The following is a 26,223-nucleotide window of genomic DNA, read 5'->3' as shown; positions in this document are numbered from 1 at the left end:
CCGGCCGTTGTGGTTTTCGAACACGCTTTTCACGGACGAACCCTTCTGACGATGAGCCTTACCAGCAAAGTAAAGCCATACAAATTCGGTTTTGGTCCGTTTGCTTCCGAAGTTTACAGGCTCCCCTATCCATACTCTTACCGTCAAAACATTTCCGAACAGATACAAAATCTTGAGGAGTTCTTCAACAGTCATATTGCTGCGGAAAACGTTGCCTGCGTGGTACTGGAGCTTGTATTGGGAGAAGGTGGATTTGTTGTAGCGCCCAGAGAATATGTGGATGCGCTTGCCGGGATTTGTCGAAAAAACAATATTCTGCTCATCATTGATGAGATACAAACGGGGTTCTGCCGCACCGGCAAAATGTTTGCGTGCGAACATTACGGCGTTGAACCGGATTTGATCGTCCTGGCAAAATCAATGGCCGGTGGGCTGCCGCTGAGTTCGGTAACCGGCCGAAGCGAAATCATGGACAGCGCGCAGATTGGGGGTCTTGGTGGAACCTTCTCGGGAAATCCCGTGAGCTGCGCGGCTGCATTGGCTGCGATTCAGTTCATGGAAAAAGAAGTTCTACCGGAACGCGCAAACAAAATCGGAGAAGTTGTTCGCAAGAGATTTGAGCAATTATATGAGCGACACTCCGCCATTGGAGAGGTTCGAGGCCTCGGCGCGATGATGGCTCTCGAAATTGTCAAAGACCGGAAGACGAAAGAACCTGACAAAGAGAAGGTTCAAGAAGTAACGACTCGCTGTTATCAAAACGGTTTGATTCTTTTATCGGCAGGAACGCACGGAAATTGTCTGCGCACCCTCATGCCGCTCGTCATCACAGATGAACAACTAGATGAAGGATTGGATGTGATCGATCATGCTTTTTAGAAAAAGCTTACCTCCATTCTGGGCCGGTGATTTGTAAAGGGCCTTCCTTTTACAAAACACTCGGCGCAAAAATGCGCCACTAACCTGAATGGAGAAAGATCATGAACGAAAAAGAAGTCCTTTTAGAATCCCAGAAATGGTTAAACATCATTTCGAATGGAAACCTCTCCGATAAAGAGAAAGAACAGATCATCAGCGAAACCATCGAGAATTTTTCCTTCTACTACAATCGTGGCTATCTGGATTACCGGAAATCTGTCATTGAGATGCGCGAACAGCCGGCGCTGGAGTGGATGGGGCAAGGTTGCCACTTTGAAGACATCATGGGGCGCAAGTTCATCGATTGTCTTGGTGGTTATGGAATTTACAGCGCGGGCATACGGCATCCGAAAATCCTGAAAGCTGTGGCTGATCAGCTGCAACGGATGCCCCTGTCCAGTCAGGAATTGCTGGATCCTTTGCGCGGAGCGCTGGCTAAATTGCTTGGAGAAGTTGCTCCGGGCGATCTGCAGTACTGCTTTTTCATCAACAATGGAACAGATGCGGTAGAAGGGGCGTTAAAACTCGCTCGCGTGGCAACCCAGCGCACGAACTTCATCAGCTCTCTGCGCGGATTTCACGGCAAGAGCTGCGGAGCCCTGAGCTTGATGGGCAAATGGGAGTATCGCGAGCCGTTCCTACCTTTGCTGCCTGGAATTCATTTCGTGGAATTCGGCGATGCCGAGGCAGTAGAAGATGAATTGTATAAGGCAGATCAGACAGGCAAAGGAATTGCCGCTGTTATTATGGAACCGATCCAGGGGGAGGCAGGCGCGATCGTCCCTCCCGATGATTTTTGGCCGCGCATCCGAAAAGCGTGCGATGAATACGGTGCTCTTTTGATTGCGGATGAAGTGCAAACAGGAATGGGGCGCACGGGAAAAATGTTCGGCGTCGAGCACTGGGATACGGTTCCGGACATTCTGTGCATGGGGAAAGCTCTTGGTGGCGGTGTGATGCCGTTGAGCGCTTTCATTTCAAAACCAAAAATCTGGCAGGTGCTGGAGGATAATCCCTTCATTCATACCTCCACGTTTGGAGGAAATCCACTTGCATGCGCAGCAGGCATCGCGGCTGTGAATGTCACGCTCGAAGAAGACTTGCCCGGCCAGGCACACCGCAAAGGAAAGTACTTGCTTGGCGAGCTGATCGCTTTGCAGGTGCGATACGATCGACTCATCACACAGGCGAGTGGAAGGGGATTACTGCTCGGCATGGAATTCCCGAACACCGAAATCGGCTACAAGGTTGTTTCCGGCCTGTTTAAACGGAACGTCCTGGTGGCGGGGACGCTCACAAACTCAAGAGTCGTTCGCTTTGAACCCGCGTTGAACATTGGCGAACCACTGATGGACGAGATTCTGGACCGTTTGGAAGAAACGTTAAAGGAAATCGACCGCACTGTAGACAAGATTGAGCCTGAAGAAGATTGATGTAGCGCGAACGTCTCGTCTGCGACTGTGCATACGGGACATCCACGCTACATTGCTATGAGAGTTCTGATACTTGGCGCCGCGGGCGCGATGGCTTCCGTTGTAATCCGTGATCTCCTGGAGTTTGTTCCTGATGTTCGCATCACCGCAGCGGATCTGAAGGAACCGAATTTTCAGAACGGCCGCATCAGAACAACTACAATTGATGTGCGCGACATCACTTCTACTAACCAATTAGTAGCCGGTCATGATGTGGTGCTCAATTGCGTCAATTACTACTTCAACGTTCCCATCATGCAGGCTTCGCTTCAGGCGCACGTGCCCTATTCCGATCTGGGTGGCCTGTATCACGGCTCGCTGAAACAGTTTGGCCTGGACGATTCCTTTCGGAGAGAACGAGTGACGGCAGTTCTCGGCATGGGTTCCACTCCCGGTATCACCAATGTTATGGCTGGAGTCCTTGCAGGAAAATGGGACGAAATCCATGAATTGCACGTGCGTATCGGCTGTTTCGACGCCTCGGCCGCCGGCCCTTTACCGGTACCTTATGCCCTGGATACTGTGCTGGATGAGTTTGCACTCGAACCGATGGTGTTTACAGCCGGCAAGGCTGTTGCCGTTCCTCCTATGAGTGGGGAGGAGACCATCCATTTTCCCGCTCCAGTGGGAAAAATGCAGGCGATTTACACGCTCCATTCGGAAGTCGCCATGTTCCCGCGTTCGTTTCCTTCGCTTCGCGAAGCCAGCTTTAAAGTTGCTTTCCCCGAAGATTTCACCAACAAGATCCGTTTCCTGGTAGAACTTGGATTTGCATCGCGCGAGAAAATTCTGCGCGATGTGTCACCACGGGAATTGTTGATCGCGTTAACTGCAAAACAACCGGCGCCTGATGCTGAGCCAAAAGATTGTGATGTGATTCGTGTCCATGCTAAGGGCCTAAAAAATGGCAAGCCTGTGACAGGAATGGCGGAATCGATTATCCTGCCGCATCCCGAATGGAAAATCGCAGCCGGCTCACTGGATACAGGAGTTCCTTTGTCGATTGTCGGTCAGATGCTGGCAAAGCGTGAAATCAACGCACCCGGAGTATTGTGTCCGGAAATCGCTGTACCGGCGGATAGATTTCTAAGCGAGCTTGCCCGCCGCGGGATTAATGTTCGATTCGAAATGCGTTGACTCTTCAATTCCCTCGTGACATCATAAGCCACAAGCGGACTTCTACAGGAGGAAACATGCTGCATTCTCGGCTCATCACGGTCGGTCGTGCAATTCTGTTTTTGCTCATCTTTGTTGCTCTAGTGCTCAATGCGCCGCGAAACGAATCCGGGGAAGGAGAAAGGAAAAAAGTCTGGAGCGGCAAATCTTATAAAGCGCAGACAGTCGTTGCCGCTATGCCTTCAGCTGCCGCAGCGCCCGGCTTTGATTCAGAACGGGTTTGGAGTGGCGAAGACGATTGGGAGCCCGCTGTGGCTGCTGATCCAAGCTCCAATTTCGTTTATCAATTGACGACGCGATATTCCGGTCCGGCAGCTTGCAATGGCTGCCCATTTCCGGTGATTGTTTTCCGGAGCTCGAGCAATAATGGTGTGAGCTGGGGTGCGGACAAATTTCTTGCGATAACAAAGAAAGCGCAGAATGATCCTCAAATTGAAGTCGCCACTGATGGAGCTATTTTTGTCCTCTGGTTGGACGCCTTCAATCCCGGCGTTAAGTTTACGAAATCCACAAATCGTGGAGCAAACTGGTCCACTCCTTTCGCGTTCACAGGAAAAAACAAAAAGCCGAACTGGTCCGACCGGCCGATCCTGGCAATCTCCCGCGATGGCCGGGATGTATACGCGGCGTTCAATTCCAGCGACAGCTATGTCGCAAGCTCTCATAATTTTGGCCAGACATGGTCTGCGAATGTCAAGACAAGCAGTGACACGCGTTACTGGTTTCACAGCGCCGGCGCGGTGGCTCCGAACGGCACGGTATATTTTGCGACAGCCGATTACAGCCAGGATTATACAGGCGACACGCATATCGGCATTTTGCGATCCACGAATGGTGGCGCCTCTTGGACACATGTCCAGGTTGATACTTCGCGCGAAATGCCGGACTGCTCCTGGGCAGACGGCTGTTATTTTGGTTTTCTCGGACCATCGGCAGGCATTGCGGTGGATAGCACCGGACGAGTCGTGCTCGCCTACAACGCAGGAAACAGTGTGGGCGGCGCGCAGCGAATGTACACACGCTATTCTACGGATGACGGAAATACATGGGGCGCAAGACAGGAAGTCTCTGATCCCGGCGCATCCGTCAACAATGGATTCCCCGCGCTTTCAGCAGGCAACTCAGCGGGAGATTTTCGGTTGATCTGGCAAGATGACCGAAACGGCGCAACCACATCCTGGAATTCGTGGTATCGCAGAAGCACTAACGGCGGCGCTACATGGAGCTCGGCAATCCGCTTGTCGGACCTCGCCACCGGTGCTCCGTATAAGACCGCCAACGGATACAAATTTCCATACGGAGACTATCTGGAAATCGCTGTGGATGCTGCCGGCCGCAATCACTTCGTCTGGGGCGAGGGAGACAGCTACACAGGTCCCGGCGGTACCTGGTATACCAGAGGCCAGTAATCAAAGTAGCGCAGGCGTCTCGCCTGCAAGTTAAATGAGTTCTATTTGTGCACGATGTCCCGCCGCACCCGCGAGCTTTTTATCTCGCGTAATCAGTTGTGTCTCCAGCAACTCCGCAAGCACAACGTACGCTGCATCATAGGCAGTCATGTTGGATCGCAGTTCCCAAATGCGGTCCAAAAACAAATCATGAGGATAGCGTCGAATCGGAATGTCTAAAAAATCTGACAGCGCTTCACGAGCGCGATCGGAAGACATATCCCTGGAACCTACGTAACGGCGAAGTACCTGCACAACCTCCAGATCCAAAAGGTGAGGCGCATGCAAAGTCTCCCTTTGACTGAACAGACGCTTTTGAATTTCTATCGAAGAGGGTGTGGAGAGCAGCAATTCCAGAATCACAGAAGCATCAACGACCACCATCACCGGTCCCGTTCACGGCGAACGGCTTCGGCCGGAGAAACGCCGGGCTGGACCGGCCTTCTTTCATTCAAGCGTTCTTTCAACTCATCATAAGTCGGGTAATCCGTAAGTCGTCTGAGTTCCAGTAGTAAATAGTCCGAAAGTGACATGCCCGATAAAGCTGCGCGTGCTTTTAGCTTGCGATGCAGCGTTTCCGGTACATTTCGTAGCTGAACCATTCTTGACATGCATTTAGCATACGAAACATGTGCAAAACATGCAACCAAGCGAAAAAGTGATTTTCGGACGTAGGCGAGACGCCTGCGCTACTTTGTTAACGTGAACCATTTTGAACGGGACGTCAGTGTCTTTTGCTTTTCTTCCTTACCACCAAGAGCCTTCCACCGGCGGACGGTGCGAAACAAAATGGGTGGCCATCTGCCTTCCTTTAACGGCAACCACTCGATCGCTTGCCGAGGGCCTTGGAGCCTTGTATCCGTTCCTCGGGAGTCCAGCAACGGCGCTGGAACAAAAACGAGTTGATGATCCTTGATCAGCATATGCATCTGTCCCAATCGGTTGATCAAAAGCGTACTCAGTCGCGCCTGAATTGCGCTCGACGCAAAGTAGGGCACTATCTGCGGGAAAAGCGATGGAAGCAATCCCCGTGAAACCACCGGTGGAACCAGAAAATCGTTTCGAGACAACATTTCATGGAGAATCGATTCATTCGGTTTTTCCTTTATTTGACTGAGCTGAGCACCGAATTCAAATGCCCAGCGATCATATTTCGCAATCGGCCAGCAATCAAAAGCCGGAATATATAACTGCTTTTGTTCGGATGTTTGTTTGATCATCGGAACCAGAAGACTCATCACTTTCGACAGATCGTCATATTTTTTCTTTTCAAAGAGCGCATAGGGCTCGACTCGCCAGAAGGGCAACCATGCTTTCGGCCCCCGGTGATGTTTCGGCCACCAGGGTAAATTCTCCGGAGGCAACGTCGCATAAGGCACAACTCGAAGTCCCCCTTCATCCACTTCCAGAACTCGCGTGCAGTTGTCGCAGATTTGATAGATGCCTTTCTTGAGTTTTACGTCCCAGCCGCAGTTCGGGCATCGAAAAGGAATCACCTGAATATTGCACGTCCTTACGGAGTGCAGATCCAGCTTTTTCCATCCCCCACGGGTGAGGTTGCTCACCTCCAGCGAGGTCGGTGTCCCCGCGATGGTTCCAAATTGACCATCGATCAAAAACCACTCATTGCCTTGTGGAGTTTGAGCATTCAAAAAATAATAGGGACGGTAAACCCACCAGCGGTGCGATTCGATTGCCTTCCCCTGAAAACAGATCGGCTGAATTTCCGATTCAAATATTTTCCTCTGGCTCGTCCACTGCCGCGTGAGTTTCTCGATCTCTTTGGTGATGGCGCCGGTCGCGAGAAATGTACCCTTCCATTTCTCTGAAGAAAGTGGTTTCAACCGCTGTTTCGAGATTTGCAATCCTTTGTCCCGAAAATTCCATTCCTCAGTGTAGCCAGGCAAGATTTCTTCTGATAAGAAAAAGAGGGATTGAAAAACTTTATGCTCTCCTGTGATTCGTCCCAACACATGAAAACTCAAGAGACTGCAAATCAGCTGATACGGAACATAGACCGGGAAAGACTTTAACAGCCGGAACAGATGAATTCGTTCCCGCTTGATTTCATAGATATCCGTATCGGTAAACCCTGCCCCCAGGTCAAAATAGATCTCCGGATCGTAATCGCCCTTGCCCGGTCTCATGTTTCCTCTGCGGCGGCTCGCCTCGCGCATCGCATCGTACATCGCGACCACTTCAATCAGATCCGCTTCTTTGTGGATGGTCGTTTCTGCAACCAGATAATCGGGCTCTCCTTCCGGATTAGGCCAGGACAGAACAGAGCCGCAGTAGGTGCACTGATTCAATGTTTGCAGCAGATCCCATTGGGATACGCCACCACAATGCGGGCACGAAATCTCCACCTGCGGCTGGTCGCTTTCCTGTTTCGGCTTTGGTTTCATCTTCACAGCTGCAGACCGAAACCAAATAAAGCATGCAGGGCAATATTCGGAGCGCTGACTTTCATTTCGTTGATTGTAAAGTGCGCGCGCGCTGCGGTGAACTTTCCTTCTGCGCTGAGAAACAATCTTTCGGAAATAGGAAACTTTTTTTGCACGGATGCTTGAAACGCAGGTCCCGTCAAATTGTAACCGGGCTCAAAGAAGTTCTCACGGAATCGTATTTCCGGATGCGCCAGAACTGCGCCTGCACCCACGCGAATAATGAAATCGTCAATTCGCCGGGCGTAATTCAAAAGGATAAGATTGTAGCCATGCGAAATCGAAAAGGCCTGGACCTCGCCTTCCGGGTTCTTCAGATAGATCTTCTGATGAATCAACTCAACATCCCAAGTGGCTGAACCAACCCGGACCGAATAGTAAAGTGGCCGTTCAAAGGACCTCGTTTCATAATCGGCGTCGGTGGCGAGAGCATCTATTTTTAGCTCCGTTGAAAAATTATGAACGAAGCCGACACTTCCTTCGACGTGCCATCCGGCAATTGCAACACTGCAATTCATGAACAGAACAAAAAGTAACGTGCTCTGTCGAATCATCTAGCTATACTATACGATGATGTTCATTCGTGTCCGTACCATATTTTATCTGCTCTGTTGTGTGCTCCCCTCTGCAGGCATCGCGGCTTCGCAATCCGATGTCGTCTTGATTACGATCGACACTCTGCGGGCGGACCGCGTGGGTTGCTACGGATATACCAAAGCAGAAACGCCGGCAATGGACCGGCTGGCCAAAGAAGGAATCCTTTTCAAAAATGCGATCTCCCATGTGCCTTTGACGCGCCCCTCGCACACAAGCATGTTTACCGGCCTCTATCCGTTTGAGCACAACGTTCACGATAACGTTGCGCCCTCTCTCGATCCTAAAATTCCGGTACTGGCGGAACTCCTTCGGAACAACGGGTATGCCACGGGAGCATTTGTCGCTTCCTTTGTTGTGAATTCGCAATCCGGATTGCAGCGCGGGTTCGATCTCTTCGCCGATAAGTTTGATGCGCAAAAACAGCCAGGACAATTCGCGCTCAATCTTGAGAAAACGGGCAGTGAGATTTACGACGAATTTGCCGATTGGCAATCCGGCGTAAAATCAAAACCCTACTTCGCATGGATTCATCTCTACGATCCGCACTTCCCTTACGAGCCACCGGATCCTTATGCAAACCGTTTCTCCGGACGACCGTACGATGGCGAAGTGGCTTATTCCGATTCGATCGTCGGTAAGATACTCAAACTGCTTCGCCCGAATACGTTGCTGATTGTGACATCAGATCACGGAGAAAGCCTGGGAGACCACGGTGAAAATGCGCACTCCTTTTTTATTTACGATTCGACGCTGCACGTTCCACTCTTGATTCGATGGCCCGGTAAGTTGCCGGCAGCGAAACAGATAGAATTCCAGACCAGACTCGTTGATCTTTTTCCAACCATTCTCGATCTCCTCAACATTCCAGCGCCGAAAAAAATCTCGGGGACTTCTTTAAAACCGTGGCTCTCCACAAACGCTACACCAGAGCCGGATCTTTATTCTTATTGTGAAACATTCACGCCCTGGCTGCATTTTGGCTGGAGCCGCCTTCTTGGAATCCGGTCGTCGAAATGGAAATACATCGAAGCGCCCCGTCCGGAGTTATACGACCTTCAGCGGGATCCTTCCGAAGCGCGTAATCTTTACAGCAAAGATGCAACTCCAGTCCGCGACCTCCGAAAACGCCTTCACGATTCCGGAGCCCTCAAACCGGCACAGTCGACCGGATCGATGCAAGATCTCGATCCGGAAACGCTGGAAAAACTGGCAAGTCTCGGATATGCCGGCGTTCCAACCACGCAACAGGCTCCGGCGGGTAAAATTGAGGACCCGAAAGAAAAGATCGCCGATTTCCGACTGTTCAATCAGCTCATCCGCGAAGGAATCGAGGCCTTTCAAGCAGAACGTTACAGCATTGCTGCAGAAAAGTTCGAGACGCTTCGGAAACGAAACATTCCGAGCTTTGAAGTTCACTACTATCTGGGCCGGTCTTATCTACGATTAAAATCGTACGACAAAGCTCGTACGGAACTGGAACTGGCGCTGCGGAAGCTCCCCCACTTCCTGACAGCTTACAAGGACTTGTCTGAAGCATGGGAAGCGCAAGGGAAAGTACAGGAAGCAGAAAAGGCATTACTGGCAGGGCTGACAGTATCCCCGAATAGTCCTTTACTGGTTCAGCCCCTTGCTTGGTTTTATCAGAAACAAAAGAACTATCCCGCAGCGGAAAAAATCCTACTTCAGGAGCTGAAGGAACACCCGGACGATCTCGAATCGCGATTCCGGCTGGGTGCCATCTACAGGAACACTGGCCGCACGGATGCTGCCATGCAGCAGTTTCTTGAGATTGTTGCGAGGGATCCACAGGATTCAGAAGCGCATAATCAGCTCGGAATGCTCTATGGAGCCACAAACAGACTCAATGACTCGATCAAAGAATTTCAAAAGGCTGCAGGGCTCGCGCCTGGAAATGAGGCGTATCTCCGAAATCTGGAGCTGGCAAAATCAAAAATGAGCGCAACAGGCCTACTGCGTTTTCAAATGATTCAAACGAAAACAAAAGCAGTCGCGGATGTAATTTACAAAAAGCTTCAAAAAGGAGAAAAATGGGAAGTTCTGGCGCAAAACTATTCCATTCATCCTTCCGCGCGCTCCCAACAACCGGTTCTGGAATTGAGTCCCTCTGAAATTGACCCGGCAATCGCCAAAACTCTGTCTGTTTTGAAGGCGGGACAGTTTAGCGCCCCCATCCAAACTCCCGGAGGTTTTTTTCTTCTCTTGCGCGTTTCTTGAGCAAAGTAGCGCGGACGTCTCGTCTGTGTCGCGAGAACGTCTCGTCCACTTACTTTTGCAGGCGGGACGCCCGCACTACTTTGTTGATGACTTCGTTGCCGTCACGAAATGTGCTGGTATCGCAAAAGTGACGCGGCCCTCGGCTGTAACGTAAGTGCGGAGAACATGCTCAGCTTCTTGCAAAGTGCGACCAATTTCATCTTCGGTCAGGAACACTCCCATCACTGGTAGCCATCCCCTGAGGTCGGCTTCAACCATCACTCGAATGCCGGGAAACTGGGCTGTGCCCTGATGAGTTGTGATATTCAGTGAAGTAGCGCCAGCATCCTTAAACAGCGCTGCAAGATTTTGCCGATCTCCAAGAACGAATGGAGCACGTAAGGCATCAGCCGCCCGCGTGCCAGCGCACCGTTCAAGAAGCGTCACCACGGCGGCATACGCTGGTATATTGTCGAGCGCGTCCCAAACCACGACGACCAAACGGCCTCCCGGAACGAGCACGCGGAGCATTTCCTGGATTGCCTGGGGGCGGTCCATGAAAAACATCAACCCAAATTGGCTGACCACTACTTCGAAAGACTGATCCGGGAAGGGCATCGATTCGGCCGCACCTTGCCGCCAGTCGACCGCAGGCGCAAGATCTTTGGCCACCGCCAACATTCCAGGTGTGGGATCCAGCCCGGCGACGTATCCGGCTGGTCCTGTTCGCGATGCGACTTCCCGCGCTAACACTCCCGTGCCGCATGCTACGTCCAACACTCGTTGACCAGGTTGGATTTGCGCCATGTTTACGACCATCGGCGCCCATTGACCAAAGAGGGCTGGGACCATTAGGGTCTCATACGCTTTCGCGCCATCGATTTGAGCTTGCAACGTAGGTTCACTCATAACAACCTCACAAGAATCATATGCGCGATTTAATCGCGTCCATTGCCTCAGCCGATGTCTGTACGGGGATAATCTCAAAATCTACAAGATCTGTCCAGTTGCTTATCCATTGATCCAGAAGCTTCTCATCTTCCGTTTTCATGAGTTGAAAACATCGAGTGAAATGAAAATCTACCCAACTAGAAACATACTCCAGCCCCTGGGGCATCAGTCGGCCCTGATCCTTCGCCCGACGGTAAACGTCGATGGCGCCTGGTGTTTTAAATCGTTCGATAATCATGTAGAGCAAACGTTTCTTTCTCTCCTTGATAACTATCGATGAGTATATAATAAGTGCCCGCGCAGAGAGTATGAGCAAGGAACAAAAAAAGGACCTTTTAAAGTTTCTGAAACCATTTGACAAGGACATTCAAGAAATCTCCTTGTGGCTACGCGAATTTGTTTGGGATCTGTATCCCCATGCAAATGAACTTATCTATGACAATTACAACGCTCTTGCATTTGGATGGTCGCCGACGGACAGGGTTGGACACACATTTTGTTCCGTTGCTGTTGGTAGAAGCAGCAACAATGTTCATTTTGGTTTTTACTGGGGCTCAGAAATTGCTGATCCCGACAAACTACTGTTGGGACAGGGCAATCAGTACCGGTACATCCTGGTCAAAAACCAAAAGGATTTCCCAAAGACATACATCAAGAAACTCATAAAAGAGGCATACAGCAATTCACTAGCAAAAGTGAAAGACAAAAGTCAGTTGATGCAGGGCGCAACAATTACAAAGTCCATTTCACCCGTGAAGAGAAAGTCAAAAAAGAGCAGGTAGCGCTGCAGCGGTCAAAAATCGATCTTACGAACGCGGATACCCCGTTTTTTCATTTGTCGATCCACAGCATCACGGATGTCTTCCCGCAAATTTTTGGCGTGATGCATTTTGATGAGATCACCCGCGGAGAGTGTAGGAATCTTATCCATAATGTATTGCGGTGGAGTTTTGGGATTTGTCAGTATCCCCTGACGAATCGCATCCGTACCCATCCACTCTTTGTGTTGAATAATCGTCAAAATCGTGGGAATTGCGGACATTGGATTCTTCGCAAGGAATGCAAGCTCCGGTTCGGTTAATCGAGGATTGCGCAAAAGGAATTCCTGGATCTTTGGATTCGTATCTTGCATCAGCACGCGCCGCTCTGCAAGATTCGCCCTCATCGCAAGCATCGATTTTTCGGTAACTGTCATGGCGCGGATCTGTTCCGCAACGGTTTTTGCAAGCTCCCGTTTTTCCTCTGAAGATTCGGCCGGCTCCTGCGACGGCGGCGGTGCTTCTGCCTTTTCCGTCTTTTCCATTATGATCGCGCGGGACTCATCCCCTTCATTGACAATTTTCAGTGGTTTGATTCGCCGCGACCGGAGGCTGCCGGTTGCCGTCGCCCGAAAGACCGCGTCTTTTGGAATTCTCGACTCTGGAATCAGAAACTCTCCTTCCTGATCTGTTTGCTGCAGAAAATTCTCAAATTCCTCCTCGCTGGAAAACTCGAGAATATACTCCTGCTGTTTTTCCCCTCGCAAAACCTTCATATTTTCACCGCAGAGACTGTGATCATAACCTGCGCCGCTCTTAATCGGAAGTCCTAAAACATAGAAAAGTGCGCCAATCTACAAGCTTTTACACGGTAACCTGTTTTGGGTCTTTAATGAGGCTAATCTAGGGGACTTTATACGCTTACTTTCTGAGGCTTGAACTTTTTCCGCTGTCCCCATGTGACACACCAGCAATATTGTTGCAAGGAGGTTGTCATGAAGAAGAAACGGTTTCAGGCATTGGCGTTAGTTCTCATGTTTGCGTTTTCGTTTCAGGTTTTTGCAGCCCTAGCCCCGGAATTGTCACGGAAGCTATTGACGAGTGCAAATCCGGTAGATCAATTTGCGCTGGTGATTGCCGCGTTTGGCCAGCAGATAACGGATTTTACAAGAATTTCGGGTATCCGTCTAACTCCGCAGCAAATCACAGCATTACAAACGACGGCTACGGATGTAAAGAGGCGCCTTCCTGATGCGAAACGTGCAGTGGAACAAGCGCTAGCAGCGATCGCGGGAGAAAGTGTCGATTCAGCCGCATTCGACTCTGCAATCGATCCAGGACCTTTTTTCAACCCTTCGATTGCGCGACTCGGCGGAGAAAACGCTGTGTTGAAGAATTTTCTCGCGCAAATCTCTCAACTGGAAAAGGAGATTGATAACACAGTCGCTAATTTGTCCGGAACGCCGGGTGCCACTCCCAGAAGCACGGTTCAGCAGTGCAATGCGATTCTTGTCAATGCAACACTTGGCTCAGCGTCCGGTTGCACGATTTGCGTCGCTAATGCCCAAAAGGCTTTCGCTGCTCTTAACTGCGGATCGGCCCGGTAAACAGCATCTCACACACAGGGGGGAAGTATTCGGGATCATGAGCCAAGTGAGTAACATTACCTGGAACACTTGAAGATTCGGCCGGGCCTTCTGGAATGTTAAAGAAAACTAACTGATGATGCTGCCAATTTGCAACAATTCGGTTCGTCCCGTTTGCCGAATCGTAGCATTATCAATATTCACGGCGCACAGAGTACCGCACATCGTGCAAACTGAGGATTCATAATCCTCACTGTCTTTACGCATCTGCCTGGCTTTGTCTCCATACAGAGCCAACCTGTACATCCCTTCCCAATCCAAAAGTTTTCTAGCACGTGACATTTCAAAATTGCGTTCCCGAGCGCCATTCACTCCTTTCGAAATGTCTCCACAGGATGCCGCAATCTTAAAGGCTATGATTCCGTCCCGAACATCCTCTATTGTTGGCAAACGCAGGTGTTCCGCCGGAGTCACATAGCAGAGCATGTCCGCACCGGAAGCCGACGCAACCGCGCCTCCAATAGCTCCGACGATGTGGTCATAGCCTGCGCCAATATCGATGGGAAGCGGACCCAAAACATAGAAAGGCGCACCGCTACAAAGCTTCTTTTCAATCCTCATGTTTTCCGCAATTTGATCGAGTGGAACATGTCCAGGACCCTCAATCATAGCCTGCACACCCGCTTGATGCGCTCGCCTCTGCAACTGTCCGATGATGATGAGTTCTTGTAGTTGAGGCCGATCGGTTGCATCTTCGATCGCTCCCGGACGAAGACCGTCCCCCAGACTCAGCGTCATGTCGTACTTCAGGCATATTTCCAGCAACCGGTCAAACTGTTCATAAAGCGGATTCTCCTGTTGATTAAATCGAATCCAATGCGCATGAATCGATCCACCGCGGCTCACAATTCCTTCGACACGCGGGCAATCTTCCAGACGCGAAACGGATTCGCGCGTGACGCCACAATGCACGGTGATGTAATCTACGCCCTGCTGACCCTGCTTTTCGATTTCTGCGAACAGCTCATCGGGGGTCCACTTGATGATGCTGGCACCGCGTGCCACTGCATAAATAGGAACCGTACCCAACATCAGTGGAGAGTTTTGAATCATTTGAATTCGCATCTCATCCAGATGATCACCGGTGCTTAAGTCCATCACCGCGTCAGCCAGAGTATCCACCACAACTTGCAGCTTCTTGAGCTCCTCCGCATCATCCTGATGATCGGATGAGTGACCGATGTTCGCATTCACTTTCGTCTTCAAGCCTTTGCCAATACCGCGCGGACGGAAATGATGGTTGATGTTTTTAGGGATTACGATCGTTCCGGCCGACACACCATCACGAACGAATTCCGGCTGCAGGCCTTCATCCTCGGCCACCATTCTCATTTCATCGGTAATGATTCCTTCTTTTGCTTTTGTCAGTTGCGTTGGCATACTAACCTCCAATTGCGTACATGGCGCGCGCCGGCTGTTCAAAATCCGGATCGTTGATTTTGTGCCCCGCCCATTTATGATAAACCGCATTTCGAATGAGATCTTTGATTTCGTTATCCGGAACTCCACGACGTAATGGCCCTAAAAGATCCGTTTCCTGTAGAGCAAAAAGACAATTCCGGAACTTTCCATCAGCAGTGAGTCTGATGCGGGAGCAATCAGCGCAAAAAGGTTTCGTCACAGAGGGAATCACACCGAATTCTCCGGAACGATCGGAATACTCGAAAAGCATTGCCGGCGCTGGTTTGGAATGAGATTGGTGTACAACAGATTTCTCCTGCTTAACACGCTCCAGAATTTCAGCTTCGGTCAAAACATTTTCGCGTTTCCAGTTATGATCTCCATCCAGCGGCATGAATTCGATAAAACGGATCTGCAGTTTTTGTTCCGCGCCCCATTCTAGAAAGTCCAGGATTTCATCATCATTGAAACCACGAATCGGAACGCAATTCACTTTTATCGGATCGAAGCCGGCAGCTTTTGCTTCTGCTATCCCCTCCATAACGCGATGGAAAGAGTTGCTTCTCGTAATTTTTTCGAAGCGATCCGGCCTGAGTGAGTCTAGACTGACGTTCAACCGTTGAATCCCTGCGGCTTTTAATGCTCGCGCGTATTCCTTGAGATAGAAACCGTTGGTGGTGATTGAAATTTCCTGGATCCCTTCAATTTTATTGAGTCTCTCGGCCAGCAGAGGCAGATCCCGTCTGACAAGGGGCTCGCCACCGGTCAAACGCAGTTTCGTGACGCCTTCTCGTGCAAAAAGAGTGACCAGATGCTCCAGCTCTTCAAAAGTGAGAATTTGCGGTTTGGGAAGCCACTGAACTTCAGCAGGCATGCAATAGACGCACCGGTAATTACATCGATCCGTCACACTGATTCGTAAATCAGTCGCCTGTCTACCGAACTTGTCTATCAACATGATTCAATCAAATTTTTTGAACAGAAGCTTGCAAAGATCGCGAAGACTTAATATTCTTTATCCTTTGCGTCCTTCGCGTCCTTCTGTTCAAAATTCCTAAGTTCGTTCGTCCAACCAGGCCATTTGGATTGCTTCCAGAATCCCTTCATTGGATGCTTTTGGATCACCTTCGAAATCCTGAAGTTCCACTACCATTCGGTGCAAGTCGGTGAACCGTAACGTGAGTGGATCCAGATCCGGATATTTCTCCGCTAGTTGGATCGCTATTTCTTCAGAATCCTGCCAACCTATCTTCATTATTCATAACCGCCAAGACGCCAGGGCGCCAAGATCTTAAGTATATGTTATTTATGAGATGTCTTTTCCGCTTCCTCTTCTAATTCGTCCAGAGTCTTATCGCGCAGGGCATTAGCGATGGTTGTATCCATGATGCCCTGAGCCAGACGCAGCGTGGCTTGATCCAGCTGTTCAATTCTCTGGCGAATCAACGAATGATCGGACGACTTGTACGCCTCTTCCAACTCCGTTTTGGCTTTCAATGCATCCTCTTTTTCCTGCAAACTCAAGAATTCATCCGCCCGCCTCATCGCCTTGTTTGTGGCGCGGAGGACGAAATCCGCGTCATTTCGGGCATCGATGACCATTCGCGCCGCAAAATCGGACTCGGCTGATTCCAGCGAATCCAGCAGCATTTTCTCCACTTCCTCATCTGTAAGGCCATAGGTTGGCTTTACCTCGATCGATTGCAGTTTGCCCGTTCGCATGTCACGAGCGGAGACATTGAGAATGCCGTTTGCATCGATCATGAACATCACTTCAATCCGGGGCAAACCGGCAGGCATCGGGTCGATCCCTTTTAGCTCAAATCGCGCCAGGCTGCGATTATCCTTTGCAAGTTCCCGGTCTCCTTGCAACACATGGACATCGATGGCCGTTTGTCCATCCACAAATGTTGTGAAATATTCTGTTGCGGAAGTCGGAATGGTTGAATTTCGCTCGATCAGTTTTGCCATTCCTCCGCCGTAGGTTTCTATGCCCAGAGAGAGTGGAGTTACATCAAGCAACAACATTTCCTGGCTCGAAGTTCCGGCAAGGATATCCGCTTGAACTGCGGCACCAAGAGCCACCACCTCATCCGGATTAAGCTCGCAACGCGGAACGCGTTCGAATAATTTCTGAACGCTTCTCCGTACGACTGGCATCCGAGTGCTACCACCGACAAGAACGACTTCGTTGATTTCAGAAGGCTCAAGCCCCGCGTCCGCCATTGCCTTTTTGCAGGGACGCAGCGTGCGCTCAATGATATCGCTAATAAGCATTTCGAAATCTATGCGGGTCAGGGCAAATTCGAATGTTTGTTCACCTTTTTCACCCACAGGAATCCGGATAACGGTTTCTTCTTTATCTGAAAGTTCCACTTTTGCGCGTTCGGCCGCATCGCGAATCGTTTGGATCAAGTTGGTGTCCATTTCCTCCCGCCATCCGAATTTCCGGATCATATCGATCAGGAATTCTGAGAGCCGGTAATCAATGTCGTCTCCGCCCAGATGAGTGTCTCCGTTGGTCGCGAGAACCTGGAAAACGCCATCCTTCACTTTGAGAATGGAAATATCAAACGTGCCTCCCCCAAAATCGTAGATGGCAATCATACCTTCCGTGATCTTGTCCAGACCGTACGCGAGTGCGGCTGCAGTGGGCTCATTCAAGATCCGAAGAATCTCTAAACCGGCAAGTTTTCCAGCATCCTTTGTGGCCTGTCGTTGAGCATCATTAAAATAGGCGGGCACTGTGACAACTGCCTGCACTACGCTTCGTTTTAACTCTTTCTCGGCCAGAAACTTCAGCTCCTTCAGTATCATCGCGGAAATTTCGGGTGGCGTGTACTCCCGATTGTTGACCCGGATTTTGACGATTTCCTTGCCATGACCGCTGACTTCATATGGCAAAAGATGAAGCTCCTGTTGCAAATCATCAATCCCTTTTCCCATCAACCGTTTGACGGAATAAACGGTCCGCCGGGATTCAGTGAGCAGAAAACGTTTGGCTGCAGCGCCCACAAAAAGATTTTCCGGCTGAAATGACACAACAGACGGAACAAGTCCATTGCCATTCGGGCCCGGTATGATCACCGGCGCCCCTTCCTTTATATAAGCGACTAAGCTATTAGTAGTGCCCAGATCAATTCCTATTGCCAGCGGCCGGTCCGCTGCCGCCGAGCCAATTCCAATTTCAATCCCCATAAGAACTCCTTTAACAAAGTAGCGCGGGCCTCTGGCCGGCGACTCGCAGGCAGGACGCCCGCGCTACTTGAATCATTCAATCTCTCCCTAAAGTGTTATCAATTTGCCGTAAGAAGGACTGGATATAAGAACGATGGGACAGGATCTCCTTCATTTGTTCAATCAATTCCCTACCCGGTTTCTCATCATAGCGATCGAACTTTTCCTTCAGTTGCGCTTCCAGTTCGAGAACTTTGTCGCGCAATTCAGCCTCCGCATTTTGCACGGCTTTCAATGCGTCAGCAGGTGGATTTCCATCCGCTTCCCGGATGATATCCAGGTGGTCGTGCATTTCGAAGAACAGATCCGCCATTTCTGCCGGCACACTTGCCGACTTCTCTTCGATCGAACCCAATTCACGTTCCACAGCATACTTCGCGCGAGAAACAGGATTCTTCAAAATGCGGTAAGCATTATTAATTGCCGATGAATGATCGTGCGAAAACTGAATCTCTTCTGCACTCTTCCCTGCAAAACGATCCGGATGAAATCTCTTGCTCAATTCAAACAAGCGCTTTTCCAGATCCTGCAAATCGACGTTCAGGTGCTCTCTGCCATATCCAAGAACCTGGTATGGAGAACGATCTGGAACCGCAGGCAGGATCCTGCTGCAAAAAGGGCAAAACTCCGGCGTACCTTCAATCGCATGCAAACAATGTGGACAATTCATTTTTCACCGCACAGGACGCAGAGAACGCAGAGTAAGAATTAAGAATCTCTATTTTCTCTCTGCGTACTCTGCGATCTCTGCGGTTAAACAGAAAAGGAGGTGCCGCAGCCGCAAGTTTTTTTGGCGTTAGGATTCCGAAAAGCAAATCCTCCGTTGAGCGGATCGGTGGAGAATTCCAGAATGGTTCCTCGCAAATAAAGATAGCTCTTAAAATCAATGAATACCTTCACTCCATTGATTTCCGCAATCTTATCCCCTGCGCGAGTTTCGTTCTCGAAGTTGATGTCATAAGTCAGACCTGAACAACCTCCGCCTTTGACACCCATCCTCAAACCGTAATTCTGCAGATTCTTAGTCGCCAGAACGTGTTTGATTTGCGTGGCTGCAGTATCTGAAATCTGGATATCTATTTGAGCCATTCTACTTAAACCTTCTTCTTCTTATAATCGGCAATTGCCGCTCGAATTGCATCCTCTGCAAGCACCGAACAATGGATCTTAATCGGCGGAAGGGAGAGTTCCTGAACGATTTCCGTGTTCTTAATCTTCAGCGCCTCATCCACCGTCTTTCCTTTTACCCATTCCGTCACAAGACTCGAGCTTGCAATTGCGCTTCCACAACCAAACGTCTTGAACTTCGCATCCTCGATCACGCCGGTCCGGTCGTTGATTCGAATTTGAAGCTTCATGACGTCGCCGCATTCTGGAGCGCCGACAACACCTGTGCCCACAGCAGGATCACTTTTATCCATACTGCCGACGTTCCGGGGATTCTTATAATGGTCGATTACTTTATCTGTGTATGCCATTCTGCTTTCCTCCTATTCTCTCTGCCAGGAGACTTTCTTCAAGTCAATCCCTTCTTTAGCCATTTCGTATAAAGGCGACATTTCTCTTAACCGGTTCACGTTCGAAATCACTTTTCCCGAAACGTAATCAACTTCTTCCTCTGTGTTGAAGCGCCCTAGTCCAAAGCGAATCGACGTGTGCGCCAGATCCTCTCCGACACCAAGTGCTTTCAATACATAAGAAGGCTCCAGAGTTGCCGATGTGCAGGCAGAACCTGACGATACGGCAACATCATCGAGTCCCATCAAAAGCGATTCTCCTTCGACGTAGGCGAAACTGATGTTTAAATTATTCGGTAACCGCTCCGTTGGATGTCCGTTCAAATAAACTTCATCCAACTGCTTTTCAATATTGCTTCGCAGTTTATCCCTCAAGTATGCGAGCCGTGGATACTCTTCCGGCATCAAATTCTGAGCCAGCTCGCAAGCTTTTCCAAATCCAACAATGCCGGGAACATTTAAGGTTCCAGAACGCATTCCACGTTCATGGCCACCCCCATCCATTTGCGCAACCAGCCGAACGCGCGGATTTTTCTTGCGGACATACAAGGCTCCCACTCCCTTCGGCCCATACATTTTATGAGCGGAAAGGGACATCAAATCCACATTCAGATCAATGACGTCGACAGGAATTTTCCCCACTGCCTGGGTCGCATCGGAATGAAATAGAATGCCTTTTTCTTTTGCGATCTTTCCGATTTCTTTGATCTTCTGAAGTGTCCCAACTTCATTATTCGCATACATGATCGAAATCAGAATTGTTTTGTCTGTGATGGAATCCCTTAGCTGATCCAGATCTACCTGACCGTACTGATCTACCGCCATGTACGTTACGCGCTTGCCGGCCTTTTCCAGCCGCTTGCACGTATCCAGCACCGCCTTGTGTTCGGTGACACAGGTGATGATGTGATCCCCTTTTTCTGCGTACATTTCTGCAACGCCTTTGAGCGCCAGGTTGTTGGATTCGGTTGCGCCGCTTGTGAATACGATCTCTTTCGGATCCGCATGAATGAGCGAAGCAATCCGGTTGCGTCCCCGCTCCACAGCTTCTTCAGCTTTCCAACCGAAAGCATGATTGCGGCTGGCAGCATTCCCGAAATCTTCGCTAAAGCACGGAATCATTTCTTCCAGAACTCGCGGATCTACGGGAGTCGTAGAATGATAGTCCATGAAGATAGGAAATTTCATGATGTCTCTCCTCAAACCAAAACCTTATCTTTTGGCGGCTTTTCAAACTTCTGTTTTTTCATCTTTTTTACAATCATTTCACGATCAGCCTTCTTCATTCTTTGAATGAAGAGCACTCCATCCAGATGATCGATTTCATGATGGAGAGCTCTTGCCAGCAATCCCTCCCCTTCAATCTCCAGCTCCTTTCCATCAAGATTCAGCCCTTTCACTTTGACGATATTGGGGCGACTAACTTCCGCAAACAGACCCGGGAAGCTCAAACAGCCCTCCGGCCCTTTTTGTTCGCCGCTGGAACTTATGACCACCGGATTAATCAACACAATCTGCTGATCCCTGTCCGCTCCGCCGCTGCAATCGATAACGAGAATCCTCTGGTTCACTCCCACCTGCGGTGCAGAGAGTCCAACGCCACTCGTAAAGTACATGGTTTCGAACATATCTTTCACGAAACGACGTGTTTCCGGCATTACTTCATTCACGGGTTCCGAAAGTTTTTCCAACCGCGGATCGCCGTAATAAACGATATCTAAGATCGCCATCACTGAACTCCAATATTGAATTGATTGAATCCTTTCTGTTGCCGCTCTTTAAATTCCATTTCAGTGGCCAACTGCTCGATTGTCAGTTTTTCCAGCATTTCGTTCACCGTACGCTGAATATCACGCACATGATACAAGACAGCGCACTTCTTGAAACGATCGCAATTGTAGTCATCCAGGAGGCATTCCTGCATTAAGGATTCTCCCTGCATCACGTTCATAACTTCGCGCATCGTTGTTTTCTCTACGTGTTTCGCAAGCCGGTATCCTCCCTTCGAGCCCATATGAGACGCAAGATATCCGGCTTTGTGAAGTTGCTGCAAAACCTTTGAAAGATAACTCTCGGGCGCCTCCAAAAGTTGAGACAATGAGTGCAAATCGGCTACGTCACCATAGGGGCGACGATGAAAATAGATCAGTGTGTAAACGGCGTAAAGAGTTCCCTTTGTTACTTCCATTTGGATTCGACCCGCCGGTGGTTCTCGACGGTAAACTTAAAGTCGGACATCTAGAGTCCGAGATTGTTAATTTATCATTTCCGCCCAAAATGTCAATAGGATTCCAGGCCAGGGCGCCAATACGCCAAGAAAGGAAAAATTCCTGTTTATTGAGCTTGGCGACTTGGCGTCTTGGCGGTTAACCTGAAGAAGGTACGGATGGCGCGGTAAAGTTTTGGAGCAAAGTAGATGATGGCCACCAGAAAAGCCAGAACGATGCCGAGAGCTATGTAGGGGTGCTTGTAAACGAAGTACAGTCCACCGATAGCAATCGCGTCCTCTGCGAGGCTCAAACCGATGTTGCTGAAGGGCTCGGCCGGCGAGATCAGATTCGTGGAGATTCGCGTCCCGGCTTTTGCGGCATGCGACGTCAGGGCAATCGTGCCGCAGACGAGAGCCGCGATCACTTTCACTTCCACGTTTTGATCACCCAGAACGTGAAGCGCCAGAAAAACAGCGGCAAGGGGACGAATCACCGTGTGAATCGCATCCCAGATGTTGTCAATCCACGGAATTTTGTCTGCAAAAAATTCCACAAAATAGAGCAAGCCTGAGACGATCAGAACAGCGGGATGAGCCAGCGTTTCCAGAGACGCAAGCTCCGGAGTCAGAGTGATCCAGTGGAAGCGAATTGCAAGACCGGAAACAAAAACGACCGCATACACATTCAAGCCGGAAAAAAATCCTAGAGAGAAAAGTGTGGCTAGAGTTGGAAAGGAAGCGAGTGCGTTCATAAAAAGTAGCGCGGGCGTCCCGCCTGCAAGCTGCGCGGACGAAACGTCCGCGCTACTTTGCTTAGCAAATCAAAACTCATGGATTGATGCCAATTTCAGTGGCAACAGGTTTCAGCGCCTGCGCGACAAAAATGATGAGTTCATCCAGCTCCACACCAAGCTGTTCGGCGCCTTTGTAAATGTCTTCGCGGTGAACAGACCTGGCGAACGCTTTGTCCTTCAGTTTTTTGCGGACCGATTTCGGTTCAATCTCAGAAAGACTTTTTGACGGTTTCACCAGCGTGCAGGCCACAATAAAACCGGTCAGCTCATCGAGCGCAAAAATGGCCTTATCCATCAACGATCGTCTTTCATTGCCGACATAATCGGCGTGGCACTGGATCGCATAAACAATTTCCTCAGGAAAATTCCGCGCGCGCAAAATTTCAGAACCTTTTAACGGATGATCCGGCGCGTTTGGATACATTTCGTAATCAAAATCATGCAACAGTCCAACCAGGGAGAATTTTCGCGCATCATCGCCGTGCTTTTCCGCAAAAGCTTTCATCACAGCTTCCACACCATAAGCATGCTTTCGCAAGCTATCTGATTTTGTGTGTTCGTGAAGAATTTCAAGCGCCTGTTCGCGCGTCGGCAATGCTTCCATGGACTACAGTTCCTCCGGAATCAGTACCCATAGAATAACGTAAAACAAAATGCCGGGAAAAGCGGCCGAGAAAATCGAAATCAAAACGTAGGCAATCCTGACGAGAGTCGGATCCCAGCCGTACCTTTTCGCGATGCCGCCGCAAACGCCGCCCAGCATGCGGTCCGTTTTCGAACGTTGTAAAGTAGCTGTCATTCTATAAACCACCTCCTATAATAGTAACGAAAATTATGATGACAGTGTTCTGTGGGAGAAGTAGCACAGCCGTCCCGGCTGTGCACAGGCGAGACGCCCGCACTACTTTGATTACGAACTATAGCCGACTTGCAGCTCTGTCACCTTCTGGAAATGGTAGCCCATGATCGCGAGAGTGACGGCTTCGGAAAAGGCGGCGCGATTGGTGCGGTAAGCCTGGTACAGGAATTTCCAGTACTCTGTTCGATCCTGACTCTGAATGCCAAGCTTAACGATAGAATTCACGAAGGCAATCAGATCTGCCGCACTTATCTTTTGACGAATGCGCGGTTTGTAGTGAGATAGGAAATCCAGAACACGCTGGTAGTAAAGCTTGGATTCGTAGATCGTTGTAACAATTCTCTTGTAACCGTCCACCAGCTTCGAAGCATCCATTGTCGGAATAAAATTCAAATCCAGCAATGTATTGTTCCCGTTGCTCTCGGTTAGAAGACGTCCCTCTTTTAAAAGACGCCGCGTCAACTGCGTGCCGGGCAAAGCCGACAGGATACCCACCATCGATACGGGAATGGCCGCGTGTCTGATGAATTCAATGACTCGATTGAATACATCCGGCGGATCGGAATCGAACCCTACAATGAACCCGCTGAGAACTTCTAGACCGGCCTTCTGTATCTTTCTCACCGATTCCACCAGATCCATGGTTGTATTCTGTACTTTTTGAGTGAGCTTCAGGCTTTCTTGAACAGGAGTTTCGATGCCGAGAAATACTTTTCGGAAGCCAGCTTCCACCATTCCATCGATCATGTCGGTTTCGCGGGAAAGGTTTACGGAAGCTTCCGTGAAAAGGCTAAACGGATATTTGTGTTTCTTCTGCCAGTCAATCAAATGCGGCAAAAGTTTTCGAATAGCGGTCTTGTTACCGATAAAATTATCATCCACGATGAAGACGGAACCACGCCAGCCTTTCGAATAAAGCGTGTCAATTTCCGCTAAAAACTGATCGTTGGATTTTGTGCGCGCTTTGCGCCCGTAGATTTCGATAATGTCGCAAAACTCACAATTGAAGGGGCAACCTCGCGAGAATTGTAAAAGCATCGAGCTGTAATTCTTCAAACGCACGCAGTCAAAATTAGGAAGGGGCGTGGAATTTAACTCGGGTAAATGAGAGGAACGATAAATTTCTTTGGCGACGCCACTCTCAAAATCAGAAATGAACTGGGGCAAAAGCTGCTCGGCTTCCCCCACGATAATATGATCTACGGGATCCGTGTGGTTGGATTCGATTGCCCAGAGCGGCCCTCCTGCGACAATCTTTTTTCCCAGCGCTCTTGCGCGCCTGATTGTTTCCTGCGCAGAATCTTTCTGCACAATCATCGCGCTGATCATTACAAGATCTGCCCACTGCAAATCCTCATCTTGCAATTTGGATGTGTTTAGATCCGCAACCCGCTTGTTCCATTCTTTCGGCAACATCGGGTAAATCGTCATCACACCGAGCGGTGGATAAGATGCTTTTCTTCTTTGAAACGGCACAGCAAACCGGAAACTCCAGTAAGTCGGAGGATATTCCGGGTACACGAGTAATACATTCATCGATTAATGCCTCTCTGGGGGCTTTGATTATAACAGGTTTCTGGCCAAGTGGAACCCAAGTAATAATGAGGCTCGCGGCACTCATTTTCAAGGGGCCCGCTTTTATCGCAGAAATTTCGAAACCAGCGCGCGTTGGAGATCAGCCTGATTCCTGTGAAGGTTGCCGACCAAATCGAATGTGTTATGCACCTGTTTGAAGACTTGCTGCAAGGGATTCTTCTTTCCACCGAGCTTCATCACTTCATTCAGCAAAAGGCCCCCCACTGGGCCACCGATCAAGCCGCCTGTTAAAGCACGACCGAGCTCGAAAATATTCCCTTTCGGCAATGCTTTTAGAAAAGAAGTTAAGCTCTGACTTACTGTTTTGAAAGCACTTTTGAATGTTTTCTTCGCAAACTTTGTTGCGGACTTGAACTTCTTGCTGAGAGATTTCTTCATCTTGCTCAGGCCACCTTTCTTCTTTCTCTTTTTCCCCGCTGCAGGCGCTGCGGCTTCAGCATCCATTTTCCTTTCAATTTTTCCTTCCAGCTGGGCAAGAATTTGTTCGAAAGTTTTCCCCAACGCCTCCGGCAAACTCTGATTGGGGGACAACGGCGCTCCATTATTCAGCTGGCTTACTGCCGAAGCAAGATTCTGCGGCGCCATCCGATTCAAGAATGAATTCACAATCTGCTGCATCTGCGCGGGTGTCGGAAATGCAGCGAGGTTTGCGCCCGCATATCCCGGAGCCAGTGCGGGATTTGATGGAAAATATGTGCCCGGGCGCGGCATAAACGCGGCTGCGGACATGCTTTTGGTCAATTGATCGAACTGCGCCGTGGAAAGCGGTGAATAAGCGTCCAACAGATTTCGCGCAACACCGCTGTTGTTTCCGACTGCAGCATCCAACGCGGCGCCATAAAGATCGCCTACCCGATCTGGAAATCCCAGATTATCCATCATGCGGTTTAGTTCTGTTCCAGCAGATTTGAAATTTGACCCGTCAATCATTGATTTGGCTCCTGTCTTTAATGACGGTAGGCTTATCGGCTTATTCTACACGAATG

The 26,223-nt window shown here is 49.7% G+C and carries 29 protein-coding genes; 7 read left to right on the top strand and 22 right to left on the bottom strand.

Translation table 11 applies throughout. The annotated features are described in order from the left end of the window. From L0156_05705 to L0156_05690, 4 genes are all read left to right on the top strand, one after another. A partial coding sequence (locus tag L0156_05705; protein MCI0602491.1) for an aminotransferase class III-fold pyridoxal phosphate-dependent enzyme occupies positions 1-879 on the top strand: 879 nt, incomplete at its 5' end. Between the two features lie 101 nt (positions 880-980). Further along, a complete protein-coding gene (locus L0156_05700) occupies positions 981-2,351 on the top strand; it encodes a putrescine aminotransferase (GenBank protein ID MCI0602490.1) in 1,371 nt (456 codons plus the stop codon). Between the two features lie 57 nt (positions 2,352-2,408). Then, positions 2,409-3,527, top strand: a complete 1,119-nt coding sequence (locus L0156_05695) for a saccharopine dehydrogenase NADP-binding domain-containing protein (protein ID MCI0602489.1) — start codon at positions 2,409-2,411, stop codon at positions 3,525-3,527. A 56-nt stretch (positions 3,528-3,583) separates the two neighbouring features. Then, positions 3,584-4,975 (top strand): glycoside hydrolase, encoded by a 1,392-nt coding sequence (locus L0156_05690; GenBank protein MCI0602488.1) that lies wholly within the window; start codon positions 3,584-3,586, stop codon positions 4,973-4,975. Positions 4,976-5,005: 30 nt separating this feature from the next. Here L0156_05690 and L0156_05685 read toward each other — a convergent pair whose 3' ends face one another. From L0156_05685 to L0156_05670, 4 genes are all read right to left on the bottom strand, one after another. Then, entirely contained in the window at positions 5,006-5,398 is a 393-nt protein-coding gene (locus L0156_05685) for a type II toxin-antitoxin system VapC family toxin (GenBank protein ID MCI0602487.1), read from the bottom strand. Then, positions 5,398-5,625: a hypothetical protein gene (locus L0156_05680; GenBank protein ID MCI0602486.1), complete on the bottom strand. Its 228-nt coding sequence runs from the start codon at positions 5,623-5,625 to the stop codon at positions 5,398-5,400. The genes L0156_05685 and L0156_05680 overlap by 1 nt, the downstream gene beginning before the upstream one ends. Before the next feature lie 78 nt (positions 5,626-5,703). Next, positions 5,704-7,419: a hypothetical protein gene (locus tag L0156_05675; GenBank protein ID MCI0602485.1), complete on the bottom strand. Its 1,716-nt coding sequence runs from the start codon at positions 7,417-7,419 to the stop codon at positions 5,704-5,706. 2 nt (positions 7,420-7,421) lie between these two features. Further along, positions 7,422-8,012, bottom strand: coding sequence for a hypothetical protein (locus L0156_05670; protein ID MCI0602484.1), 591 nt, complete (start codon positions 8,010-8,012; stop codon positions 7,422-7,424). Positions 8,013-8,028: 16 nt separating this feature from the next. On the opposite strand from L0156_05670, the gene L0156_05665 reads away from it, so the two are divergent. Further along, positions 8,029-10,290 carry a tetratricopeptide repeat protein gene (locus L0156_05665; GenBank protein ID MCI0602483.1) on the top strand — a complete coding sequence of 754 codons (2,262 nt, stop codon included), beginning with the start codon at positions 8,029-8,031 and terminating at the stop codon, positions 10,288-10,290. A gap of 75 nt (positions 10,291-10,365) precedes the next feature. Here the strand turns inward: L0156_05665 and L0156_05660 are convergent, their stop codons facing one another. Next, positions 10,366-11,178: a methyltransferase domain-containing protein gene (locus L0156_05660; GenBank protein MCI0602482.1), complete on the bottom strand. Its 813-nt coding sequence runs from the start codon at positions 11,176-11,178 to the stop codon at positions 10,366-10,368. A gap of 16 nt (positions 11,179-11,194) precedes the next feature. Beyond that, on the bottom strand, positions 11,195-11,467 hold the full coding sequence (locus L0156_05655; GenBank protein MCI0602481.1) for a DUF3303 domain-containing protein: 273 nt from the start codon (positions 11,465-11,467) through the stop codon (positions 11,195-11,197). 61 nt (positions 11,468-11,528) lie between these two features. Here L0156_05655 and L0156_05650 point away from each other — a divergent pair, with 61 nt between their 5' ends. Next, entirely contained in the window at positions 11,529-12,002 is a 474-nt protein-coding gene (locus tag L0156_05650; GenBank protein ID MCI0602480.1) for a DUF1801 domain-containing protein, read from the top strand. Positions 12,003-12,013: 11 nt separating this feature from the next. On the opposite strand, the gene L0156_05645 is transcribed toward L0156_05650, so the two are convergent. After that, entirely contained in the window at positions 12,014-12,754 is a 741-nt protein-coding gene (locus tag L0156_05645; GenBank protein MCI0602479.1) for a hypothetical protein, read from the bottom strand. Positions 12,755-12,973: 219 nt separating this feature from the next. On the opposite strand from L0156_05645, the gene L0156_05640 reads away from it, so the two are divergent. Next, a complete protein-coding gene (locus tag L0156_05640) occupies positions 12,974-13,585 on the top strand; it encodes a hypothetical protein (GenBank protein MCI0602478.1) in 612 nt (203 codons plus the stop codon). A gap of 108 nt (positions 13,586-13,693) precedes the next feature. Here L0156_05640 and thiC read toward each other — a convergent pair whose 3' ends face one another. The 15 genes from thiC to L0156_05565 form a co-directional block, all read right to left on the bottom strand. Further along, positions 13,694-15,004 (bottom strand): phosphomethylpyrimidine synthase ThiC, encoded by a 1,311-nt coding sequence (gene thiC / locus L0156_05635; protein MCI0602477.1) that lies wholly within the window; start codon positions 15,002-15,004, stop codon positions 13,694-13,696. A 1-nt stretch (position 15,005) separates the two neighbouring features. Beyond that, positions 15,006-15,983: a GTP 3',8-cyclase MoaA gene (gene moaA, locus L0156_05630; protein MCI0602476.1), complete on the bottom strand. Its 978-nt coding sequence runs from the start codon at positions 15,981-15,983 to the stop codon at positions 15,006-15,008. Positions 15,984-16,079: 96 nt separating this feature from the next. Then, the gene (iscX, locus tag L0156_05625; protein MCI0602475.1) at positions 16,080-16,280 is read right to left on the bottom strand and encodes a Fe-S cluster assembly protein IscX; all 201 of its coding nucleotides are present in this window, start codon (positions 16,278-16,280) and stop codon (positions 16,080-16,082) included. Between the two features lie 47 nt (positions 16,281-16,327). Then, the gene (gene hscA / locus L0156_05620) at positions 16,328-18,223 is read right to left on the bottom strand and encodes a Fe-S protein assembly chaperone HscA (protein MCI0602474.1); all 1,896 of its coding nucleotides are present in this window, start codon (positions 18,221-18,223) and stop codon (positions 16,328-16,330) included. A gap of 76 nt (positions 18,224-18,299) precedes the next feature. After that, a complete protein-coding gene (locus L0156_05615) occupies positions 18,300-18,932 on the bottom strand; it encodes a DnaJ domain-containing protein (GenBank protein MCI0602473.1) in 633 nt (210 codons plus the stop codon). Between the two features lie 83 nt (positions 18,933-19,015). Next, complete coding sequence (locus tag L0156_05610; protein MCI0602472.1) at positions 19,016-19,351, bottom strand: iron-sulfur cluster assembly accessory protein; 336 nt, start codon at positions 19,349-19,351, stop codon at positions 19,016-19,018. Positions 19,352-19,356: 5 nt separating this feature from the next. After that, positions 19,357-19,740, bottom strand: a complete 384-nt coding sequence (iscU, locus tag L0156_05605) for a Fe-S cluster assembly scaffold IscU (GenBank protein MCI0602471.1) — start codon at positions 19,738-19,740, stop codon at positions 19,357-19,359. A gap of 12 nt (positions 19,741-19,752) precedes the next feature. After that, positions 19,753-20,967: an IscS subfamily cysteine desulfurase gene (locus L0156_05600; GenBank protein ID MCI0602470.1), complete on the bottom strand. Its 1,215-nt coding sequence runs from the start codon at positions 20,965-20,967 to the stop codon at positions 19,753-19,755. Positions 20,968-20,978: 11 nt separating this feature from the next. Then, positions 20,979-21,509 (bottom strand): peptide deformylase, encoded by a 531-nt coding sequence (gene def / locus L0156_05595; GenBank protein ID MCI0602469.1) that lies wholly within the window; start codon positions 21,507-21,509, stop codon positions 20,979-20,981. Continuing rightward, entirely contained in the window at positions 21,509-21,967 is a 459-nt protein-coding gene (locus tag L0156_05590; GenBank protein MCI0602468.1) for an Rrf2 family transcriptional regulator, read from the bottom strand. Before L0156_05590 ends, def begins: the two co-directional genes overlap by 1 nt. Positions 21,968-22,113: 146 nt before the next feature. Continuing rightward, a complete protein-coding gene (locus L0156_05585; protein MCI0602467.1) occupies positions 22,114-22,740 on the bottom strand; it encodes a DUF4126 domain-containing protein in 627 nt (208 codons plus the stop codon). A gap of 76 nt (positions 22,741-22,816) precedes the next feature. After that, on the bottom strand, positions 22,817-23,386 hold the full coding sequence (locus L0156_05580; protein ID MCI0602466.1) for an HDIG domain-containing protein: 570 nt from the start codon (positions 23,384-23,386) through the stop codon (positions 22,817-22,819). Between the two features lie 3 nt (positions 23,387-23,389). Continuing rightward, complete coding sequence (locus L0156_05575) at positions 23,390-23,581, bottom strand: PspC domain-containing protein (GenBank protein ID MCI0602465.1); 192 nt, start codon at positions 23,579-23,581, stop codon at positions 23,390-23,392. Positions 23,582-23,692: 111 nt separating this feature from the next. Further along, positions 23,693-25,177: a B12-binding domain-containing radical SAM protein gene (locus tag L0156_05570; protein ID MCI0602464.1), complete on the bottom strand. Its 1,485-nt coding sequence runs from the start codon at positions 25,175-25,177 to the stop codon at positions 23,693-23,695. 102 nt (positions 25,178-25,279) lie between these two features. Further along, the gene (locus tag L0156_05565) at positions 25,280-26,167 is read right to left on the bottom strand and encodes a hypothetical protein (protein ID MCI0602463.1); all 888 of its coding nucleotides are present in this window, start codon (positions 26,165-26,167) and stop codon (positions 25,280-25,282) included. Positions 26,168-26,223 lie beyond the last annotated feature (56 nt).

It is taken from the genome of bacterium, assembly GCA_022616075.1.
In the GTDB taxonomy this organism is placed as follows: domain Bacteria; phylum Acidobacteriota; class HRBIN11; order JAKEFK01; family JAKEFK01; genus JAKEFK01.
The sequence above is the reverse complement of the archived record's forward strand: the minus strand, read 5'-3'. Positions and strand labels throughout refer to the sequence as shown.

Excerpts from the sequence above, each read along its gene's own strand:
- L0156_05700 (MCI0602490.1), top strand. The coding sequence starts at position 981 with ATGAACGAAAAAGAAGTCCTTTTAGAATCCCAGAAATGGTTAAACATC.
- L0156_05695 (MCI0602489.1), top strand. The coding sequence starts at position 2,409 with ATGAGAGTTCTGATACTTGGCGCCGCGGGCGCGATGGCTTCCGTTGTA.
- L0156_05690 (MCI0602488.1), top strand. The coding sequence starts at position 3,584 with ATGCTGCATTCTCGGCTCATCACGGTCGGTCGTGCAATTCTGTTTTTG.
- L0156_05685 (MCI0602487.1), bottom strand. The coding sequence starts at position 5,398 with ATGGTGGTCGTTGATGCTTCTGTGATTCTGGAATTGCTGCTCTCCACA.
- L0156_05680 (MCI0602486.1), bottom strand. The coding sequence starts at position 5,625 with ATGTCAAGAATGGTTCAGCTACGAAATGTACCGGAAACGCTGCATCGC.
- L0156_05675 (MCI0602485.1), bottom strand. The coding sequence starts at position 7,419 with ATGAAACCAAAGCCGAAACAGGAAAGCGACCAGCCGCAGGTGGAGATT.
- L0156_05670 (MCI0602484.1), bottom strand. The coding sequence starts at position 8,012 with ATGATTCGACAGAGCACGTTACTTTTTGTTCTGTTCATGAATTGCAGT.
- L0156_05665 (MCI0602483.1), top strand. The coding sequence starts at position 8,029 with ATGATGTTCATTCGTGTCCGTACCATATTTTATCTGCTCTGTTGTGTG.
- L0156_05660 (MCI0602482.1), bottom strand. The coding sequence starts at position 11,178 with ATGAGTGAACCTACGTTGCAAGCTCAAATCGATGGCGCGAAAGCGTAT.
- L0156_05650 (MCI0602480.1), top strand. The coding sequence starts at position 11,529 with ATGAGCAAGGAACAAAAAAAGGACCTTTTAAAGTTTCTGAAACCATTT.
- L0156_05645 (MCI0602479.1), bottom strand. The coding sequence starts at position 12,754 with ATGAAGGTTTTGCGAGGGGAAAAACAGCAGGAGTATATTCTCGAGTTT.
- L0156_05640 (MCI0602478.1), top strand. The coding sequence starts at position 12,974 with ATGAAGAAGAAACGGTTTCAGGCATTGGCGTTAGTTCTCATGTTTGCG.
- thiC (MCI0602477.1), bottom strand. The coding sequence starts at position 15,004 with ATGCCAACGCAACTGACAAAAGCAAAAGAAGGAATCATTACCGATGAA.
- moaA (MCI0602476.1), bottom strand. The coding sequence starts at position 15,983 with ATGTTGATAGACAAGTTCGGTAGACAGGCGACTGATTTACGAATCAGT.
- iscX (MCI0602475.1), bottom strand. The coding sequence starts at position 16,280 with ATGAAGATAGGTTGGCAGGATTCTGAAGAAATAGCGATCCAACTAGCG.
- hscA (MCI0602474.1), bottom strand. The coding sequence starts at position 18,223 with ATGGGGATTGAAATTGGAATTGGCTCGGCGGCAGCGGACCGGCCGCTG.
- L0156_05615 (MCI0602473.1), bottom strand. The coding sequence starts at position 18,932 with ATGAATTGTCCACATTGTTTGCATGCGATTGAAGGTACGCCGGAGTTT.
- L0156_05610 (MCI0602472.1), bottom strand. The coding sequence starts at position 19,351 with ATGGCTCAAATAGATATCCAGATTTCAGATACTGCAGCCACGCAAATC.
- iscU (MCI0602471.1), bottom strand. The coding sequence starts at position 19,740 with ATGGCATACACAGATAAAGTAATCGACCATTATAAGAATCCCCGGAAC.
- L0156_05600 (MCI0602470.1), bottom strand. The coding sequence starts at position 20,967 with ATGAAATTTCCTATCTTCATGGACTATCATTCTACGACTCCCGTAGAT.
- def (MCI0602469.1), bottom strand. The coding sequence starts at position 21,509 with ATGGCGATCTTAGATATCGTTTATTACGGCGATCCGCGGTTGGAAAAA.
- L0156_05590 (MCI0602468.1), bottom strand. The coding sequence starts at position 21,967 with ATGGAAGTAACAAAGGGAACTCTTTACGCCGTTTACACACTGATCTAT.
- L0156_05585 (MCI0602467.1), bottom strand. The coding sequence starts at position 22,740 with ATGAACGCACTCGCTTCCTTTCCAACTCTAGCCACACTTTTCTCTCTA.
- L0156_05580 (MCI0602466.1), bottom strand. The coding sequence starts at position 23,386 with ATGGAAGCATTGCCGACGCGCGAACAGGCGCTTGAAATTCTTCACGAA.
- L0156_05575 (MCI0602465.1), bottom strand. The coding sequence starts at position 23,581 with ATGACAGCTACTTTACAACGTTCGAAAACGGACCGCATGCTGGGCGGC.
- L0156_05570 (MCI0602464.1), bottom strand. The coding sequence starts at position 25,177 with ATGAATGTATTACTCGTGTACCCGGAATATCCTCCGACTTACTGGAGT.
- L0156_05565 (MCI0602463.1), bottom strand. The coding sequence starts at position 26,167 with ATGATTGACGGGTCAAATTTCAAATCTGCTGGAACAGAACTAAACCGC.